A 15908-nucleotide genomic window follows, 5' to 3' on the forward strand; every position below is an offset into this window, starting at 1 on the left:
GCTAGAATCCCGCCGAAAAATATTCCCGTGCAGGGTTCAAGCACGGAACACGCCAGCCTGGTGCGCTATTGCGCTAGTGCGGCGATATCAGACCACAACAAAAAACGGGTAGGGGGTTACATGATCCAACGCATGCTTCTGGCAACGCTCGTTGCCAGCACGCTCGCGGGCTGCGGCACGCCGATGGCGTTGCGCGAGACCCGCACCGGCGGCGACGCTTCGCCGGCCGTACGGACCGACATCACGGGCAAGCCGGACCTCAAGGCAATCGGCTATGGCGACACGGTCGCAGTGTCACCGGGCAATATGAAGGCCGTGTTCGCATCGACGCCGCTGACTTACACGTTGTTCGAAGACTCCTTCACCACCACGGCCGAACTGGAAAAGCGCGAGAAGACCTTGTCGGTCAATCGCAAGGACATGCCCAACCTTGAACTGCTGAAAGCAGAGATGTCAAAGGGCATGATCCGTACGAACATCTACATCAGGCAGGACGACCCGGATCCGAACAAGTTCGACCGCACCATCCGCATGATTGCCATCAATCGGGGCGAGAAGCCGTTCCGCGGCGACCTGACCATCTATGACCTGATGCCGCCCGAGCTGCAGTTCGTGTCCGCCAGCGACGCGACCAAACTGGTCAGCCAGCAGGGCGTGAAAGCCTTCCTGTCCGTGGTGCCCATCGTGCAGTACGTGACGTTCGCCATGGACGACTACGCCAAGTCGGACGAGAAGGTGCCGATGACCCACGCCATGCTCGACCAGTTGCACAAGTACACGATGCAGCGCCTGGTGCTGGATCCGGGCCAGGCCGTCGGGTTCGAGATGAAGGTCAGGTACATTCCGCCGACCGCCGAAGAACTGGCCGAGCTGCGCGAGACCGCCACGCCGCTGCAATACCGTCAGCGCTGAGCCCGTCATGCGTCCATGCAATCCTTCGCGCAAGGGCAGGCTGGCGCGCCTGCTGCCGCTGGTGGCGGGTGTAGCGCTGGCCTGGTCGACGAACGCGGGTTCGGCCTGGTTCGACACCGACGAAAAGCGGCTGGTGCCTGAAGCCGACAAGTTCGTACAGGACAAGCCCGAAGCGCTCCGGCGCTTTCTCCATACGCTGTACATGGAGGGCGAGTGGAATGCTGTGCTGAACCTCGACCTGCTGTCGCTGGCCGCCATCGAGGTGAAGCGCCATGACCTGGCCGAGCGCGCGCTGGACATGGCGAACGAACGCATCCTGCGCATCTATGCCGATGATCCCAATGCGGAGAAGGCACGGTCGTTGTGGTCCTCCGAAAGTGTGAAGGACTGGAAGGGCGAGCCCTATGAACGCGCGATGAGCTTCTACTACCGCGGGCTGCTGTACCTGCGCGCGGGAGACTACCAGAACGCCCGAGCGGCCTTCCTGCAGGCAGATATCCAGAATGCCTTCGGGCAGTACGAGAAGTACGACGCCAACAGTTTTGCGCTGATGCGCTGGCTGGCGGCGTGGGCATCGCACTGCGACGGCGACAGCCGCATGGCCACGGAACTGGCCGCAGGCGCCACGAAGGGTGCGCCGGATCCGTTCTTCCGCACCGTGGGCACGCAGTTCCCCGCGCACCTGACCATCTATGAGATCGGACTCGGGCCCGAAAAGGTCACGCTGGGCGAGACCAAGAGCGTGCTCGGCTTTCTGCCGGAACCCGATGTCAGCGGGCAGCCGCGCGTGAGCTATCAGGGCACCTCGCCGGCGCCCCTCGCCGCGGACGTGGCGGCCAACATCGACTGGGTGGCCATGACGCGCGGCGGCAGGCCCATCCAGGGCATTCTCGACGGCAAGGCGCTGTTCAAGCAGAACGCCGCTGCGGTGGCCGATGTGGCCGGCGCCCTGTCGCAGGGCGCGGTCTATGCCGCCTTGTCGAATGTGGGCAAGGACAACGCGTCGGTGGCACGCAGCCTCGGCTCGCTGGGTCTTGCCGGATCCATGGTCGGGCTGCTGGCAGATTCGCTGTCGCGTGCCACCAATGCCGAGGCCGACACGCGCTATTGGGCATCGCTGCCGAAGAAGATCTATGTACAGGGGCTTGCGCAGTCAGTGCCGGACGGCAATATCCGCTTTGCCACGGTGGGCAACGCCACTGCGCGGGAGCCAATGCTCAGCGGCAAGCAGGGCAAGTGCTCGTTTGCGTGGAGCCGCGAATTGTCGGCGCTGGCAGCCGAGGAGGGCGGCGTCGCCAATCCATCGCCCTGGCCTGCCGAACCGGTCGAATCTGGCCGGGCCCAGGCCAACACCGTGTTCCGCGAGCAGATTCGCTCGTCGTTCTGATATCAAGGCAAAAACAGACTCATGAGCCTCAGCCTTCGCCATGCCCTCGCCGTCGCGGCGCTGCCCTTTCTCGTTACCGGATGTGCGATGCAAGGTGCCGGTGTACCGGCCATCGATGTGGATCTCACGCGCAAGGGGCCGGTATCGGGTGTGGGCATCGAGGGCCAGGATATCGTGGCGGTAACTGACCAGATGATGCGCGATATTCTCGCCGATCCGGCGTTCGCCAATACCGCGAAACGTCCGCGCGTCATCATCGACAGCGCGTACTTCGTCAATGAGAGCTCGCAGCCCATCAACCGCAACCTGATCACGCAGCGGCTGCTGGTCAACCTGAATCGCGCTGCGCGCTCGCGCATGCAATTTGTCAATCGGGCGCAGAGCGCGATGGTGGAACAGGAGCGCGCGCTCAAGCGCGCCGGCGTCACGGATACCGGCACCACAGGCATGACCAAGGCCACCCTCGGGGCCGATTACCGGCTCTCGGGGCGCATCGGTTCCCTGGACAGCCGTAGCACGCAAACCGGCATGATCCAGCGCTACACGCAGATCGCTTTTGAACTCACGGACCTCGAATCTGGCGAGCTCATATGGAGCGGGTTGTACGAGTTCAGCCGCGCTGCGACCGACGACATCGTCTACCGGTAAGTTGCATGCAAGGTGTCTTGTTCTACGTCCTGAATGCATGCCTGATCGCGAGCGCCGGTCCGCTGGTCGCGCAAACGATCATTCCCGACAGCGCATTCCGCAATGACGGCACGACAGTGCTGCAGCCCGCGACGCCGTCCGGCGCACAACGCGATAGTGGCACGGCAGCATTCCGCAGTGCCTATGCGCGCGCCGGATCGCCCCGCTTTGTCGTCCTGTGGGGCCAGGAGCTGGGCGACACACTGAGCGGCGGACGTGCGATGCGCACGACGATTGAAACTGCCGGCTCCATGCATCGCCAGCGCAGCGCTGGCGCGACACGTGTCACGACCGAATCCCTGCAACCGCCGGCTTCGCGCGCCATGCCGACTGACCGCTCAGACGCATTGGTGCGCGGCGACTTCCTCAAGGCGCTCGCCGACGCGGGCATGCGGCTGGTCGACAGTGAAGTCGTTCTGCGCAATGTGGCGACACCATCGATGCGCGATGTCGCGCAGGCTGGCGCGCTTACCACGCAGCAATTGGAAATGCAGGCACTGCGCGAGCACGCGCAGTACCTGCTCAAGGTGCACCGCATTGGCAATACGTCGACGAGCGCAGATGCCGTGTTCCAGGTTTCCGCGCTGCGCCTGACCGATGGCGCATTCCTGTCGTCGCTGACCGTGGACATTGCCGCTGTGGCCCGCAGCGCCAGCACGCCTGTGCACTTTGTCGCCGACCCGCAGGGCGGCTATCGCGCTGTGCAGGCCGTCGCAGCGCCTGGCAGCATATTGGCGGGGCAGATACTGGCGCGCCTCGCGGACGCGCTGGCACACTGAAGCGGCAGCGCCGTCGCGAGATCAATGCGCTGATGCGTTCGTTTCGCGATCGGGTTCGAGGCCCCAGTCGCCGAACTCCATCCAGTCGTCGCCGAGCAGTTCGGCAGGATGTTGGGTGCGGCTGGAGCCATTGCCGCAGCCCATCGATTCCTTGGGGCAATACTTGTCGCAGCCCCAGCAGATGCGCTCGGGATGGCTGGGATGCAGTGGGAATTTCTTTGCCATGGTGACGCGGGCGATACACTACGCCCATGTAACGAGAGTGCTGAGTGTTGACTCTTGTCAGTATGGAGCGGTCGCGCGGTCCTTCATTTGCTGCAAATCAAATCGCACGGACTCGGCAGCCAGCCGGCTCAGCCCGAGAACGCCTGCGCCGCCAGCTTCATCAGCAGGCCACTGGCCAGGCAAAGTGTGACCCAGCCGGCCAGGATCAGGGCATTGTCACGAAGTGTCATGGCGTGCTCCGGTGTTGCCTCGACTGACGCGACGCCGGCTCAGGCGCGCGCGCCATCGCTGTACGGGTCGAAGCTGCGGAACTGGTAACCATAGCGGTCGCCTGCGTGTGTGTCGGCCACGAAGCGGGCCCCGTCGCTGTACGGATCGGCATTGCGCACGCGGTATTCATAGCCATAGCGGTCCCCGGCGTGGGTGCTCACCGGCGTGGCGGCACGGGCGACACCGACAGCCGCTGCGAGCGACAGCAGCAGGACGGAAGCAACGATACGTACAGTAGTGGTGCGCGACATGGTGATCTCCAGTATGGTTGAATTTTTCAGAACGCTTGCCGCATCAGGCGTGTCGTTCATGTCAGCAACTATAGAGCCGAGATCGAGGTCATTCTGGACGGCGCTTAGGACGAGTTATTCAATTAATTTGAATTTATGGCGGCTGGCTGAATATCAGCGAACGAGCAGGGTGCCAACCAATAAAAAAGCCGGAGGCGGCATCAGCAATGCCAACCTCCGGCTTCAGGCAGGCGCCGAAGCGCCTGCGGCACAATGAATGCCTGTTAGCCCTGGACGGAATCCAGCGCCGCGTTCAGCGTCTTGCTCGGACGCATGATGGCGGACAGCTTCTCGGCGTCCGGCATGTAGTAGCCGCCGATATCGACCGGCTTGCCCTGCACGTCGGACAGTTCGCCAACGATAGTCTTCTCGTTGTCGGTCAGTTGCTTGGCCAGCGGTGCGAAGGTGGCAGCCAGGGCGGCATCTTCGGTTTGCGCGGCGAGTTCCTGGGCCCAGTACATGGCCAGGTAGAACTGGCTGCCGCGGTTGTCGAGCTGGCCGGTCTTCGGCGACGGGCTCTTGGCGTTGTCGAGCAGCTTGCCTGTGGCGGCGTCCAGCGTCTTGGCGAGCACCTTGGCCTTGGCGTTACCGGACTTGATGCCCAGCTCTTCCAGCGACACAGCCAGCGCCAGGAATTCACCGAGCGAGTCCCAGCGCAGGTGGTTTTCTTCCACGAGCTGCTGCACGTGCTTCGGTGCCGAACCGCCAGCGCCGGTTTCGTACATGCCGCCACCGGCCATCAGCGGAACGATCGACAGCATCTTGGCGCTGGTGCCCAGTTCCATGATCGGGAACAGGTCGGTCAGGTAGTCGCGCAGGATGTTGCCGGTCACCGAGATGGTGTCCAGTCCGCGGATCACGCGCTCGAGCGTGTAACGCATTGCGCGGACCTGCGACATGATCTGGATATCCAGGCCCTTGGTGTCGTAGTCCTTCAGGTACGTTTCCACCTTCTTGATCAGCTCGGCCTCGTGCGGACGATAGGCGTCCAGCCAGAACACCGCCGGCATGCCCGAGTTGCGCGCCCGCGTGACGGCCAGCTTGACCCAGTCGCGGATCGGCGCATCCTTGACCTGGCACATGCGCCAGATGTCGCCTTGCTCAACCTTCTGCGTGAGCGCGGACAGGACTTCGCCGGTCGCGTTGTCGACGATGCGGGCTTCGCCGTCTTCGGCGATCTCGAAGGTCTTGTCGTGGGAACCGTATTCCTCTGCCTTCTGCGCCATCAGGCCAACGTTCGGCACGGTGCCCATCGTCACCGGATCAAAGGCGCCGTTGGTCTTGCAGAAGTTGATGATTTCCTGATAGATGCGGGCGAAGGTCGATTCCGGGATCAGGCACTTGGTGTCCTTGGTACGGCCGTCGGCACCCCACATCTTGCCGCCGATACGGATCATGGCCGGCATCGAGGCGTCGACGATCACGTCGTTCGGCGCGTGCAGGTTCGAAATGCCCTTGGCCGAATCGACCATTGCCAGTTCCGGACGATGCTCGTGGCAAGCGTGCATGTCGCGGATGACTTCTTCCTTCTTCGACTCGGGCAGCTGCTCGATCTTGGTGTACAGGTCGACCAGGCCGTTGTTGACGTTCACGCCGAGTTCGTCGAACAGCTTCTGGTGCTTGGCGAAGGCGTCCTTGTAGAACACCTTGACGGCGTGGCCGAACACGATCGGGTGCGAGACTTTCATCATGGTGGCCTTCACGTGCAGGCTCAGCATGACGCCGGTCTTGCGCGCGTCTTCCATCTGGTCTTCGTAGAAGGCCAGCAGGGCCTTCTTGCTCATGAACATGCTGTCGATGATCTCGCCGTCCTGCAGCGAAACCTTCGGCTTCAGCACGATGGTCTTGCCGCTCTTGGTGGCCAGTTCCATGCGCACTTCACGCGCCTTGTCCAGCGTGATCGACTTTTCGCCATGGTAGAAGTCGCCGTGCTTCATATGGGCCACGTGCGTGCGCGAGGCCATGCTCCACTCGCCCATGCTGTGCGGGTGCTTGCGGGCGTAGTTCTTGACGGCGGCCGGCGCGCGGCGGTCCGAGTTGCCTTCGCGCAGGACCGGGTTCACGGCGCTGCCGAGCACCTTCGAGTAGCGCTTCTGGATCGCCTTTTCCTCATCGGTCTTCGGGTCTTCCGGATAGTCCGGAACCTTGAAGCCCTTCGATTGCAGTTCCTTGATGGCGCTGGTCAGCTGGAATAGCGACGCGCTGATGTTCGGCAGCTTGATGATGTTGGTGTCAGGGTCCTGCGTCAGCTTGCCCAGTTCGGCCAGGTTGTCCGGCACGCGCTGTTCTTCGGTCAGGAACTCGGGGAATTCGCCGAGGATACGGCCGGCTACCGAGATATCGCTGGTGACGACGTTGACATCGGCCGGCTTGGTGAAAGTGCGGATGATAGGTAGGAAAGCACTGGTCGCCAGCAGGGGGGCTTCGTCAGTCAGGGTGTAGATGATGGTGGGTTGCTGCGTACTCATTGCTTGCCTCTGGATCGGGGGGATGTCAAAGAATAGAACGACAAATGGAACCACTCGCCGGCGGCTGGGACCATTCAGCCACCGGCAAACACCGAATTTTGCCTGACTTTGCTTTCAGGCGGCTGACTTCCACCGCATTTCTTGCGCGGACATCGCCAATATGCCCAATTTTGGTGCGAAAATTGGGTGACAAGCCGGTCACATCCTTCGCTTGACGAAAAATTGGGCGGCCGGCATTGCGGTTGACGGAATATTTTGCCCCTGCCGCGCGTTTACCCGTAGAGCTGCCCGGCAATTCATGCGTGAGCAGCCTATCCTGAGGTCGTAAGGCATGGGTGCCGCGGCCCGGCCGACACTGGAGAAAGGTCATGCAAATCCGAACTGGCAGGTGGCTGGCGGCCGCCGCCTTCGTGCTGAGTGCGTGCGCGACGCTGCAGCCGGTCGAAACCGCGCAGAAGATGATCGGTAGCCCGGCATCGAGCGTGCGAGATGCCTTCGGCAAACCCACGGAGACCTACCCGCTCAGTGACGGCACCAGCCGCTGGATCTACTCCAAGCAACCGCTTGGGTTCGCCGTCTACGCGGCCGATTTCGACGCGTCCGGCAAGCTGACCAATTTCCGACAGATGCTGACCGAGGAAGAAATCTATACCGCGCGGCCGGGCGTCTGGACCAAGCGCGACATCGCCGAACGCTTCGGCATGCCACGCGAGCCGGTGCAGTACTACCCGCTGATGAAACGTGAAGCGTGGTCGTACCGTCTATACGTGGCCGGCTACCAGCCTGCGCATTTCAGCGCGTATTTCGATGACCGCGGCGTGCTGGACAGGACGATGATCATCGTCGATCCGATCGGTGGCGACGACCATAGCAGCAGCAAATAGCAGGCGGACATCCTGTCATCCGCGCCCCCGCGCTCAGGGGGCGCCGGGGAATTCATCGCCGAGCACCCAGCGGTCCGGCGCGTCTTCATGCGCAGCGGTCAGCAGGATGGCGTGGCCGCAGTCTTCGCACCGGTAGGCAAAGGCGTGCTGCCCTGTGGCAGTGTGGACCTGGCCTTGCTTGACCAGGCGTGCATGCGGCGGGAAATGGCCGGGCCGGTCGATCTGTGCCAGGCAAAGATCGCATAAGGACATTGCTGACTCCGAAGAAGAACTCCCTCGAATACGGAAATGCTGTACTGCAGCATTTTCAGTATAAAGGCGATGCGCCAATGCCGTGATGACAAATGCGGCGCAGTTGGTTGAGTGATTAAAGCGGCATTTTCATCCTGCGCCCCCGTCGGGAACGACGCCTTCCCCTTTTGTGCCGCTTTAGGAATGTCCCCACATTTCCATTGGTATAAATACGAGCATTTCCCAGCGGGATTCAGTAATTCCATAAATAATTCCTCGCCGCACCCCTTAATAGATTCCGCGTTGACAGGAAATCGACAGGGAAATGACAGCCAATCGACAGCGCAAACATGAAAAATCCATGTCGGATCGGCGAGGGGATATTTTCGGCATCACTTATTAATTTTCTTTAAAAGCCTGTCGATAGCCCTTTCGTCCTTCGGTGACAGAACGTTGTTGCGCAATATTAGCAACGGCAGGCACAAGATGCCGGAAAAGGAGACATTAGGACAATTACCTCAACGAATTGCATTGGGGTAAATATCTACGATGTCCTATTTCATGTCCCGTTGAGATAACAATACGTCTGATATACCTTTAGCGTCATTTCGAGAATCCACCAATTTAGGCAACGCAAGCCAGCGTTGGCATGCACTGCCTGTAGTGGTATTGCCGGCGGTCTATGCCGGCATCGGCCTGACGCCCTCGGATAACCAAAAATGATTATGGACAGCCCTCGTTCGCCTATGCCCCGTTACCACCAGATCTATGTGGCGTTGCGCCACCAGATCGTCAGCGGGGTCTATGACAGATCCGGCCTTCCGCCCGAACTCAGGCTGATGGAGCAATACCAGGTGGCCCGCGTGACCGTGCGCCGCGCCATCATCGAACTGGTCAGGGAGGGGATGGTCTACCGGCGCCCGGGTCAGGGTACCTTTGTGAAGCTCGATCATCCGAGCCGCGCGGAAAGCCAACCCAGGATTCAGGGCCTCCTGGACAACCTGATCGCCTCGGCAGAGCAGACGTCCGTGCGTCTGATCGAGTACGGGCTGCAGCCGTGCACACACGATGCTGCCGCAGGGCTGTCGATGGCCGAGGGGCAGAACGCCTTGCGCGTGGTGCGCCTGCGCAGTCATCAGGGCAAGCCGGTATCGCTGATCACGACCTATCTGCCGGCCCATTTGTCGCCGTTGCTGACGCCGGTGGAACTGGAGCAGCATCCCATGCTGTCGCTGCTGGAAAAAGGCGGCATCCGCATCGGCGCCGCCGAGCAGTCGGTGTCGAGTTGTCCCGCGGACGCCACGGTGGCCCCATTGCTCGACGAACCCGTAGGGTCCGCGCTGCTGTCAGTGGTGCGCGTAGTGCGCGATGTCGACGGCTATCCCGTCCAGTGGCTTCATGGCCTGTACCGGCCGCAATGCTATGACTACCGCATGGCGCTAACGCGCGCGGGCGAGGCAACGACCCGCATCTGGCTGGCCAGCGACATCACGACCGGCCTGCGGTAACCATTTCCGGGGCAGAAGGGGCGCACAAAATGAGCATTGAACACTCGACACCGTGCACCGGCCGCACCGCGCGCATATTTGCTGCCAGCGGCGCCAGTCCAGGCAAGCTGTTCCCCACCGCGCCCCGATTTTCCGCTTTCCTGTTTGCCGGCAAGGCCGGCTGCCAGAGTTGCACCTTTGTGTCTGCTGCCGCGAGATTGTTCTTCGGGGAACGGCGGTACGTGTTGCGTTACGGGGCCCGCCGCCTGGCGGGGCGCAACCGCAAAGGTGGAGCGCAAGTGCCACGCATCGAGGGAGTGCGCGGCGAATTGGCGGCCATTGCCGTGTTCGCCGCATTCGCGGCGGCTGCCGGTGTTTTTTTTACGTTGTGCTGGCCCGGTGCCGATGCGGGCCATCCTTGCGGGTCTGCCTGGTGCCTCGTGGAAATGTCCAACGGCGAAGCCGTCGGGAGCCGGGCATGAGGCCGGACATCATGCTGGCTGCCCATGGCCTGAGCTTCCGGCCCGGCGCCCATGCTGTGCTGAGTAATGTCTGGATGAATCTCGTTCGCGGGCGCATCACTGCGCTGGTAGGCCCCACCGGAGCGGGCAAATCGGCGCTGCTGGGCATCCTGTCGGGACAGCTGGCGCCGTGCTCGGGCGCCGTGGAACTGGACGGCCACAAGATCACCGGCCTGACACCGCATGTCCTGAACCGGCTCGGCATATGGAGAGTCGGCCCGGCAGTGGCAAAGCCCGACGTGCGGACCGTGCGCGAGCGCATTGCCAGCGCGGCGCAGTGGCACGTGCGCGGACATCATGTGGCACTCGCCCAGGCCGATGAAGTGGCACGGTGTCTTGGCCTGGAACCGCAACTGCACAAGGCGGCGAACGGCCTGCCACCGGCCGCCCGCAGACGGCTGGCACTGGCTTGCGCGCTGGCAGCCCGGCCCCGGTTGCTGTTGCTCGACGGCCTGCTGGAAGGTCTGGATGCACGGGACACGGCGGCCATGGCGACTGTCATCCGCAGCCTGTGCGCGGACGGCGTGACAGTGCTGATGGCCGAGCGCTTCACGCAGGCGGTCTCGAAGCTGGCCCATAACGTGGTGGTGCTCGCCGGCGGCAGCGTGGTCGCGAGCGGTTCCGCGGACATATTGCGCGACCCCGCCATTGCCCACGCCTGCACGGAGCAAGGCGATGCCACGGCGGCGCAGGATCCGGGCATATCGCCAGGCGTATCCCTCCACATAGCCCCGCACATATCCCAGCGCCTATCCCCACGCAAATCCTTGCCGCATTCCGGCCACACGGCTGCGAAGCCCGCCGCGACAAAGGCGCAGCACCACCACGACACACCCGTGGGCACTGCCACCGCGGGTGAAATCACGTCATCGAAAGAACCAGCATCTTCAACGCGAAACGACCCCTGATGTCCCTGGATGAGAATACCTTGCAACACCCGAAACGCGATGCGGACATTGAGCACGACCGCTACGCATGGTCCCGGCTCGCCGAACGGCGCCCGGTCGCGTGGCCCGGCGGCAAGCGCCTTGCCGTGTGGGTCAACGTCAGCCTCCAGTGGCTTCCGTTTCATGCCGGGGACGACCTGGCCGACGCGACCGCGCACCCGGCCAATTCCCATCCGGGCCTGCGCCATGACACGTTGCGCGACTACGGTAACCGGATCGGCATCTACCGGCTCCTGCAGGCTTTCGACCGCTATGGCGTCAGGCCAACCTTCGCCTGCAACGCGCGCCTAGCCCAGCAATACCCGGCGCTGATGCAGGAAATCGTCGCGCGCGGCAGCGAGATCATCGGCCATTCGTGGCACATGGACATGCCATGGCCGCACAAGCCGGACGGGCTGGATGTTGGCGACGAGCGCGCGCAGACCGCGGCATCGCTCAATGTGCTGCGCCGTGTGAGCGGGCGCGACATCCGCGGCTGGTTCGGGCCCGGGCACCTGCAAAGCGCGCATACGCCGGAGTTGCTGCGTGCGCAGGGAATCGACTACTTCTGCGACAGCGGCAATGAGGACATGCCGTACCGCTTCCATACGCGGCTTGGCGACCTGTGGTCCATGCCGCTGTCGAGCGAACAGGAAGATCGCTTCGTGTTGATGGAAAATTTCCATGCGGAGGGGGCTTGGCTCAAACAGTTCGCGGAGAGCTGCGATCTGCTGCTTGACGAAGCACGCGAGCAGGGCGGACGTGTTCTTTCGCTGTCATTGCACCCATGGGTGTTGGGGCAATCGCACCGAATCCGCTACCTGGAAGCCGCGCTGGAGTACGCGATGTCTCGCGAAGGGGTGTGGAGCGCCGGCGCCGGGGAGATCGTCCGGTCATTTGCGGCGCAGCATCATGCCACGGACGAGGCAGCATCATGACGGCGACGCGTTCGTCCGTCGGCGTGGTGGTCAGTGAAGCGGGGCTGTGCGACGGTCTGCAGTCGCTGCGCCAACGGCTGCCAGCCGCCGCCCGCCAGGCATGGATTTCCGCCGAAGCGGCCGCGGGCGTGCGCGATATCGAAGTCGGCACGCTTGCCGCTTTCGGTGTGCTGCCGCAGACGGCCGACTTGTCGGAAGCGGTGGCACATGCGCTCGCGGTTCCGGGACTGACGGTTGCGGCCCGCGTGCCCAATTTCATGGGCGCCGAACGCGCCCTTGCTGCCGGCGTGCACCGGATCGCCTTGCCCGTCTTCGCCGACGAAGCCGACAGCCTGCGCCACATGAACCGCACCCATGCCCAGATGCTGCGAGAGGTGCGCCGGATCGCCCAGCGCATCGGCGCCGTGCCGCGCCAGGCACGCCCGCGCCTGCAGGTGCGGCTGGAGATGGCATTCGGCTGCGCGCTCACCGGGCCGGCGGATGAAGCCGCCATTGCCTGCCTGGCCGAAACGCTGGCGGCGGCCGGCGCCGACGACATTGTCCTGTGCGATACGGCTGGCTGCGCCGATCCCCGGCAGGTGCGCCGGCTGACGCAAGCGGTCTGGCTGGCCGTGGGCGTGGAGGGGGCGCCGGGCATCCACCTGCTCAATACGCGTGGACTCGGCCTGGCCAATGCACTGGCTGCCGTCGAGGCCGGCATGACCGTCGTCCATGCCTCGCTTGGCGGACTCGGCGGCAACGTGGTCACCGAGGACCTTGCGTTCCTGCTGGAGTCGATCGGCATCCCTACCGGCATCGACCTCGACGCACTGATCGCCGCGCGCACGTGCGTGGCGCAGTACCTGCCCGGCGTGGTGCTGCAGGGCTGCACCCCCGTGGCCGGCCTGCCGGCGGGCTTCCGTGGGCAGCCTCCGGAGAGCGTAACGAAGCCTTGCCCTATGGCCTCCGAAGCACCAAAGTAGAACGTGGGCCGGCGGGGCCGGTCAGCCACGGGAGACTGCTCATGGGTAAAAAGAAACAGGAAAAGTACGGTACCAATGATGCCGGGGGGGGTGCTGGCACTGACGCGAAGATGTCCGGCAAGCAGTACGAGGAAGAGCTGTACCGGCTTCATGTCGAGCTGGTGAAGCTCCAGGAATGGGCCAAGGCCACCGGCGCCAAGGTCTGCATCCTGTTCGAGGGCCGTGACGGCGCCGGCAAGGGCGGGGTGATCAAGGCCATGACCGAACGCGTGAGTCCGCGCGTGTTCCGGGTGGTGGCGCTGCCCGCGCCGACCGAGCGCGAAAAGAGCCAGATGTACGTGCAGCGCTATATCCCCCACCTGCCCGCAGCCGGGGAAATCGTGATCTTCGACCGCAGCTGGTACAACCGCGCCGGCGTGGAACGGGTCATGGGGTTCTGCTCCGCGGAGCAGGTCGATTCCTTCCTGCGCGCCGTGCCGCTGGTCGAGCGCGCCATCATCCAGTCCGGTGTGCTGCTGCTGAAGTACTGGCTCGAAGTCAGTGAAGCTGAGCAGACCCGCAGGCTGCAGGCGCGCATCAACGACCAGCGCAAGACCTGGAAACTGACCGACATGGATCTCAAGTCGTATTCGCGCTGGTACGACTATTCCCGCGCGCGCGACGCCATGTTCGCCGCGTCGGACACCGAGGAATCCCCGTGGTTCGTCGTTCATTCGGACGACAAGCGGCGCGCACGGCTGAACATCATCAGCCATATGCTTGACCGCATCCCCTACGAAGCGATTCCACGGAAAAAGCCGAAGCTGCCGGCCCGGCAAAAGCCACAGGGTTACCACGAGCCCGACCATCCGTACCGGCGCGTGCCGGAACGGTTCTAGGCCCGCCTGTTGGTTCAGCGAGCGGCTGCCCGGGTCGCCACAACGGGCAGCTCGCGGCGCAGGCTTGTCAGGCGACCTCGCGCATCGGGGCGTCGGACACCGACACCGGGACCCGGACGTGCTGCACGGCCGGGTAGCCGGCCGAGAACACCAACCGGCCCGCGCACCATGTGTGCGTCACCAGCGGCTGTCCGGCAACACTCGACACGGCGATCACATCGGCGCGCGCACCCGGCACCAGGCGGCCCCGGTCGCCCAGCAGGCACGCATCGGCCGGGTTGGCCGTGACCAGCGCGAGCGCCTCGTTGAGCGGCATTCCGGCTTGCTGTGCGGCGGCGAAGGCGGCCGCGATCAATGTCGAGGGCTGGTAGTCCGAGCACAGGATATGGCCAACGCCCGCGTGGATCGCGTCGATCGCGCGCATCGAGCCGCTCTGGCTCTTGCCGCGAAGCACGTTGGGCGCGCCCAGGATGGTCGGCAGCGCGTGGTCTGCCGCGGCCTGTGCGGTCTTTACGTTGATCGGGAACTCGCTCATGCGCACGCCGAGCGTGTGCATCGCGGCAATGCGCTGTGGGGAGTCGTCGTCGTGGCTCGCGGTCGGGATCTGCAGGCGATGGGCCTGTGCCAGCAGGCGCTGCACACGTTCATGCGCGCCATCGAGCTGCGCGGTCTTCTTCTGCGCGGCATTGACCGCCTCTTCGCGGCTCATGCCGTGGTTGCCCATCATGTACGACAGGTAGGCGTCCAGCGTTTTGAACTGGCCCTGGCCCGGCGAATGATCCATGACCGAGAGCAGGTCCACGACACCTTCGGCCATCAGGCCTTCGAGCACCGGCACGGCGCTGGCATCGGTTACCTCATAGCGGCAGTGGATGCGGTTGTCGACGAGGCTGTGGTTGCGGTAAGCGGCCACGGTGCGCACCAGCGTGGAAGCGGTCTCGTTGTTGCGCACGCCGAACTGGTTGCTTGCGAACGACAGCGCGTGGTACGGCGTAGTAATGCCCGCCGCGGCATTGCGGCGGTCCACCTGAGCCACGGCAAAGTCCAGCGGGAACATCACGCCGGCGCGCGGCTCGGCTTCCTTTTCGATCGCGTCGGAATGGACGTCGATCAGGCCGGGCATGACGGTGTGACCGTGCAGATCGAATATTTGCGCCGAAGCGGGCACGGTATGCGGGGCGGGCTCGATCGCGGCGATGCGGCCGTTCTCGATCAGCAATGCGCTATCCGGCAACACGCGGTCGGGCAGTACCAGGGTGGCGTGCGTCAGGTAGATGGAAGACATTTCCGGTTCCTGTATCTCTGTATCTCGGCAACTGTCAGGCAGGGGCGTTCAGGCGATAGCCGTGGCAGGCTGCAGTGGCAGCAGGCGCGTAGCAACGGCTTCGCGCACGGCGTCGTCGTGGAAAATGCCGACCAGGCAACGGCCATCGGTCAGCGCTTCACGAATCAGTTCGACTACCACGGCGCGGTTGTCCGCGTCGAGCGAGGCGGTCGGCTCGTCGAGCAGCAGGATCGGATGTCCGCCGATCAGGCCGCGCGCAATGTTCACGCGCTGCTGCTCGCCACCGGAAAACGTCGCCGGCGGCAGGTCCCACAGCCGGCGCGGCACGTTCAGGCGTTCCAGCAGCACGGCGGCGCGGGCGCGGGCTTCTTCCTGGCTGGCGCCGCGCTGTTGCAACGGGTCGGCCACGACATTGAGTGCGGACACTCGCGGAATGGCGCGCAGGAACTGGCTCACATAGCCGATCACGTCGCGTCGCAGCTGAAGGATGACTTGCTCTGGCGCATGGCTGAGCGTCACCCACGGCGCGTCCTGCGCGGTGGTATCGCGCAGGCGGATCATGCCTTCGGTCGCCAGGTAGTTGCCGTACAGGCAGCGCAGCAGCGTGCTCTTGCCGGTTCCGGACGGGCCCGACAGGACCAGGCATTCGCCCGCGGCTGCGTCGAAATCGATCGCCTGCAAGACCGGCAGCCGGATGCCGCCCTGGTTGTGCAGCGTGAACATCTTGCCGAGGCCACGGACCTCGATCATCGTTTGCTTGGGTGCGGCTTGTGTCATG

Annotated in this window: 18 protein-coding genes; 11 read left to right on the top strand and 7 right to left on the bottom strand. The window is 63.9% G+C overall.

Annotated features, from left to right (window positions below):
- The first annotated feature begins 120 nt into the window (after positions 1-120).
- The 4 genes from ACIGJG_RS28520 to ACIGJG_RS28535 are packed head-to-tail and all read left to right on the top strand — an operon-like array spanning position 121 to position 3765.
- On the top strand, positions 121-912 hold the full coding sequence (locus ACIGJG_RS28520; protein ID WP_140948874.1) for a hypothetical protein: 792 nt from the start codon (positions 121-123) through the stop codon (positions 910-912).
- Positions 913-919: 7 nt separating this feature from the next.
- Positions 920-2299 (top strand): COG3014 family protein, encoded by a 1380-nt coding sequence (locus tag ACIGJG_RS28525; protein ID WP_483673507.1) that lies wholly within the window; start codon positions 920-922, stop codon positions 2297-2299.
- Positions 2300-2320: 21 nt separating this feature from the next.
- Complete coding sequence (locus tag ACIGJG_RS28530; protein ID WP_483673508.1) at positions 2321-2947, top strand: penicillin-binding protein activator LpoB; 627 nt, start codon at positions 2321-2323, stop codon at positions 2945-2947.
- Between the two features lie 5 nt (positions 2948-2952).
- Entirely contained in the window at positions 2953-3765 is an 813-nt protein-coding gene (locus ACIGJG_RS28535) for a hypothetical protein (RefSeq protein ID WP_483673509.1), read from the top strand.
- A gap of 21 nt (positions 3766-3786) precedes the next feature.
- Here the strand turns inward: ACIGJG_RS28535 and ACIGJG_RS28540 are convergent, their stop codons facing one another.
- Together ACIGJG_RS28540 and ACIGJG_RS28545 are read right to left on the bottom strand one after the other, a co-directional pair.
- Complete coding sequence (locus tag ACIGJG_RS28540) at positions 3787-3990, bottom strand: DUF3079 domain-containing protein (protein ID WP_041680465.1); 204 nt, start codon at positions 3988-3990, stop codon at positions 3787-3789.
- Between the two features lie 269 nt (positions 3991-4259).
- Complete coding sequence (locus ACIGJG_RS28545) at positions 4260-4511, bottom strand: hypothetical protein (RefSeq protein WP_011300321.1); 252 nt, start codon at positions 4509-4511, stop codon at positions 4260-4262.
- On the opposite strand from ACIGJG_RS28545, the gene ACIGJG_RS28550 reads away from it, so the two are divergent.
- Complete coding sequence (locus ACIGJG_RS28550) at positions 4510-4767, top strand: hypothetical protein (RefSeq protein ID WP_483673510.1); 258 nt, start codon at positions 4510-4512, stop codon at positions 4765-4767. The genes ACIGJG_RS28545 and ACIGJG_RS28550 overlap by 2 nt on opposite strands.
- Positions 4768-4774: 7 nt before the next feature.
- Here the strand turns inward: ACIGJG_RS28550 and ACIGJG_RS28555 are convergent, their stop codons facing one another.
- Both ACIGJG_RS28555 and ACIGJG_RS28560 read right to left on the bottom strand, forming a co-directional pair.
- The gene (locus ACIGJG_RS28555) at positions 4775-7018 is read right to left on the bottom strand and encodes an NADP-dependent isocitrate dehydrogenase (RefSeq protein ID WP_011300320.1); all 2244 of its coding nucleotides are present in this window, start codon (positions 7016-7018) and stop codon (positions 4775-4777) included.
- Between the two features lie 25 nt (positions 7019-7043).
- Positions 7044-7388: a hypothetical protein gene (locus tag ACIGJG_RS28560; protein WP_140950732.1), complete on the bottom strand. Its 345-nt coding sequence runs from the start codon at positions 7386-7388 to the stop codon at positions 7044-7046.
- Here ACIGJG_RS28560 and ACIGJG_RS28565 point away from each other — a divergent pair.
- Positions 7387-7902 (top strand): hypothetical protein, encoded by a 516-nt coding sequence (locus ACIGJG_RS28565; protein ID WP_483673511.1) that lies wholly within the window; start codon positions 7387-7389, stop codon positions 7900-7902. The two genes, ACIGJG_RS28560 and ACIGJG_RS28565, sit on opposite strands and share 2 nt — an antisense overlap.
- 33 nt (positions 7903-7935) lie before the next feature.
- Here ACIGJG_RS28565 and ACIGJG_RS28570 read toward each other — a convergent pair whose 3' ends face one another.
- Complete coding sequence (locus ACIGJG_RS28570) at positions 7936-8154, bottom strand: hypothetical protein (RefSeq protein ID WP_483673512.1); 219 nt, start codon at positions 8152-8154, stop codon at positions 7936-7938.
- 725 nt (positions 8155-8879) lie between these two features.
- Between ACIGJG_RS28570 and ACIGJG_RS28575 the strand changes: the two genes are divergently transcribed.
- From ACIGJG_RS28575 to ppk2, 5 genes are all read left to right on the top strand, one after another.
- Positions 8880-9641, top strand: coding sequence for a GntR family transcriptional regulator (locus ACIGJG_RS28575; protein ID WP_483673513.1), 762 nt, complete (start codon positions 8880-8882; stop codon positions 9639-9641).
- 457 nt (positions 9642-10098) lie between these two features.
- Positions 10099-11049 carry an ATP-binding cassette domain-containing protein gene (locus ACIGJG_RS28580; RefSeq protein ID WP_483673514.1) on the top strand — a complete coding sequence of 317 codons (951 nt, stop codon included), beginning with the start codon at positions 10099-10101 and terminating at the stop codon, positions 11047-11049.
- Positions 11050-11069: 20 nt separating this feature from the next.
- Positions 11070-12005 carry a polysaccharide deacetylase family protein gene (locus ACIGJG_RS28585; protein ID WP_483673515.1) on the top strand — a complete coding sequence of 312 codons (936 nt, stop codon included), beginning with the start codon at positions 11070-11072 and terminating at the stop codon, positions 12003-12005.
- The gene (locus ACIGJG_RS28590) at positions 12002-12967 is read left to right on the top strand and encodes a beta/alpha barrel domain-containing protein (protein WP_483673516.1); all 966 of its coding nucleotides are present in this window, start codon (positions 12002-12004) and stop codon (positions 12965-12967) included. The genes ACIGJG_RS28585 and ACIGJG_RS28590 overlap by 4 nt, the downstream gene beginning before the upstream one ends.
- 41 nt (positions 12968-13008) lie before the next feature.
- On the top strand, positions 13009-13845 hold the full coding sequence (ppk2, locus tag ACIGJG_RS28595) for a polyphosphate kinase 2 (protein ID WP_483673517.1): 837 nt from the start codon (positions 13009-13011) through the stop codon (positions 13843-13845).
- A gap of 67 nt (positions 13846-13912) precedes the next feature.
- Here ppk2 and ACIGJG_RS28600 read toward each other — a convergent pair whose 3' ends face one another.
- Together ACIGJG_RS28600 and phnL are read right to left on the bottom strand one after the other, a co-directional pair.
- Entirely contained in the window at positions 13913-15145 is a 1233-nt protein-coding gene (locus ACIGJG_RS28600; RefSeq protein WP_483674056.1) for an alpha-D-ribose 1-methylphosphonate 5-triphosphate diphosphatase, read from the bottom strand.
- Positions 15146-15178: 33 nt separating this feature from the next.
- The gene (gene phnL, locus ACIGJG_RS28605) at positions 15179-15907 is read right to left on the bottom strand and encodes a phosphonate C-P lyase system protein PhnL (RefSeq protein WP_483673518.1); all 729 of its coding nucleotides are present in this window, start codon (positions 15905-15907) and stop codon (positions 15179-15181) included.
- Between the last annotated feature and the right edge of the window lies 1 nt (position 15908).

It is taken from the genome of Cupriavidus sp. C1SS-2L (genome assembly GCF_057073735.1).

Bases quoted from the DNA above. Each gene is read 5' to 3' on its own strand.
- ACIGJG_RS28520 (WP_140948874.1), top strand. From the start codon at position 121: ATGATCCAACGCATGCTTCTGGCAACGCTCGTTGCCAGCACGCTCGCG.
- ppk2 (WP_483673517.1), top strand. From the start codon at position 13,009: ATGGGTAAAAAGAAACAGGAAAAGTACGGTACCAATGATGCCGGGGGG.
- ACIGJG_RS28555 (WP_011300320.1), bottom strand. From the start codon at position 7,018: ATGAGTACGCAGCAACCCACCATCATCTACACCCTGACTGACGAAGCC.
- ACIGJG_RS28550 (WP_483673510.1), top strand. From the start codon at position 4,510: ATGGTGATCTCCAGTATGGTTGAATTTTTCAGAACGCTTGCCGCATCA.
- ACIGJG_RS28590 (WP_483673516.1), top strand. From the start codon at position 12,002: ATGACGGCGACGCGTTCGTCCGTCGGCGTGGTGGTCAGTGAAGCGGGG.
- ACIGJG_RS28570 (WP_483673512.1), bottom strand. From the start codon at position 8,154: ATGTCCTTATGCGATCTTTGCCTGGCACAGATCGACCGGCCCGGCCAT.
- ACIGJG_RS28580 (WP_483673514.1), top strand. From the start codon at position 10,099: ATGAGGCCGGACATCATGCTGGCTGCCCATGGCCTGAGCTTCCGGCCC.
- ACIGJG_RS28575 (WP_483673513.1), top strand. From the start codon at position 8,880: ATGCCCCGTTACCACCAGATCTATGTGGCGTTGCGCCACCAGATCGTC.
- ACIGJG_RS28545 (WP_011300321.1), bottom strand. From the start codon at position 4,511: ATGTCGCGCACCACTACTGTACGTATCGTTGCTTCCGTCCTGCTGCTG.
- ACIGJG_RS28560 (WP_140950732.1), bottom strand. From the start codon at position 7,388: ATGACCTTTCTCCAGTGTCGGCCGGGCCGCGGCACCCATGCCTTACGA.
- ACIGJG_RS28565 (WP_483673511.1), top strand. From the start codon at position 7,387: ATGCAAATCCGAACTGGCAGGTGGCTGGCGGCCGCCGCCTTCGTGCTG.
- ACIGJG_RS28540 (WP_041680465.1), bottom strand. From the start codon at position 3,990: ATGGCAAAGAAATTCCCACTGCATCCCAGCCATCCCGAGCGCATCTGC.
- phnL (WP_483673518.1), bottom strand. From the start codon at position 15,907: ATGACACAAGCCGCACCCAAGCAAACGATGATCGAGGTCCGTGGCCTC.
- ACIGJG_RS28525 (WP_483673507.1), top strand. From the start codon at position 920: ATGCGTCCATGCAATCCTTCGCGCAAGGGCAGGCTGGCGCGCCTGCTG.
- ACIGJG_RS28530 (WP_483673508.1), top strand. From the start codon at position 2,321: ATGAGCCTCAGCCTTCGCCATGCCCTCGCCGTCGCGGCGCTGCCCTTT.
- ACIGJG_RS28535 (WP_483673509.1), top strand. From the start codon at position 2,953: ATGCAAGGTGTCTTGTTCTACGTCCTGAATGCATGCCTGATCGCGAGC.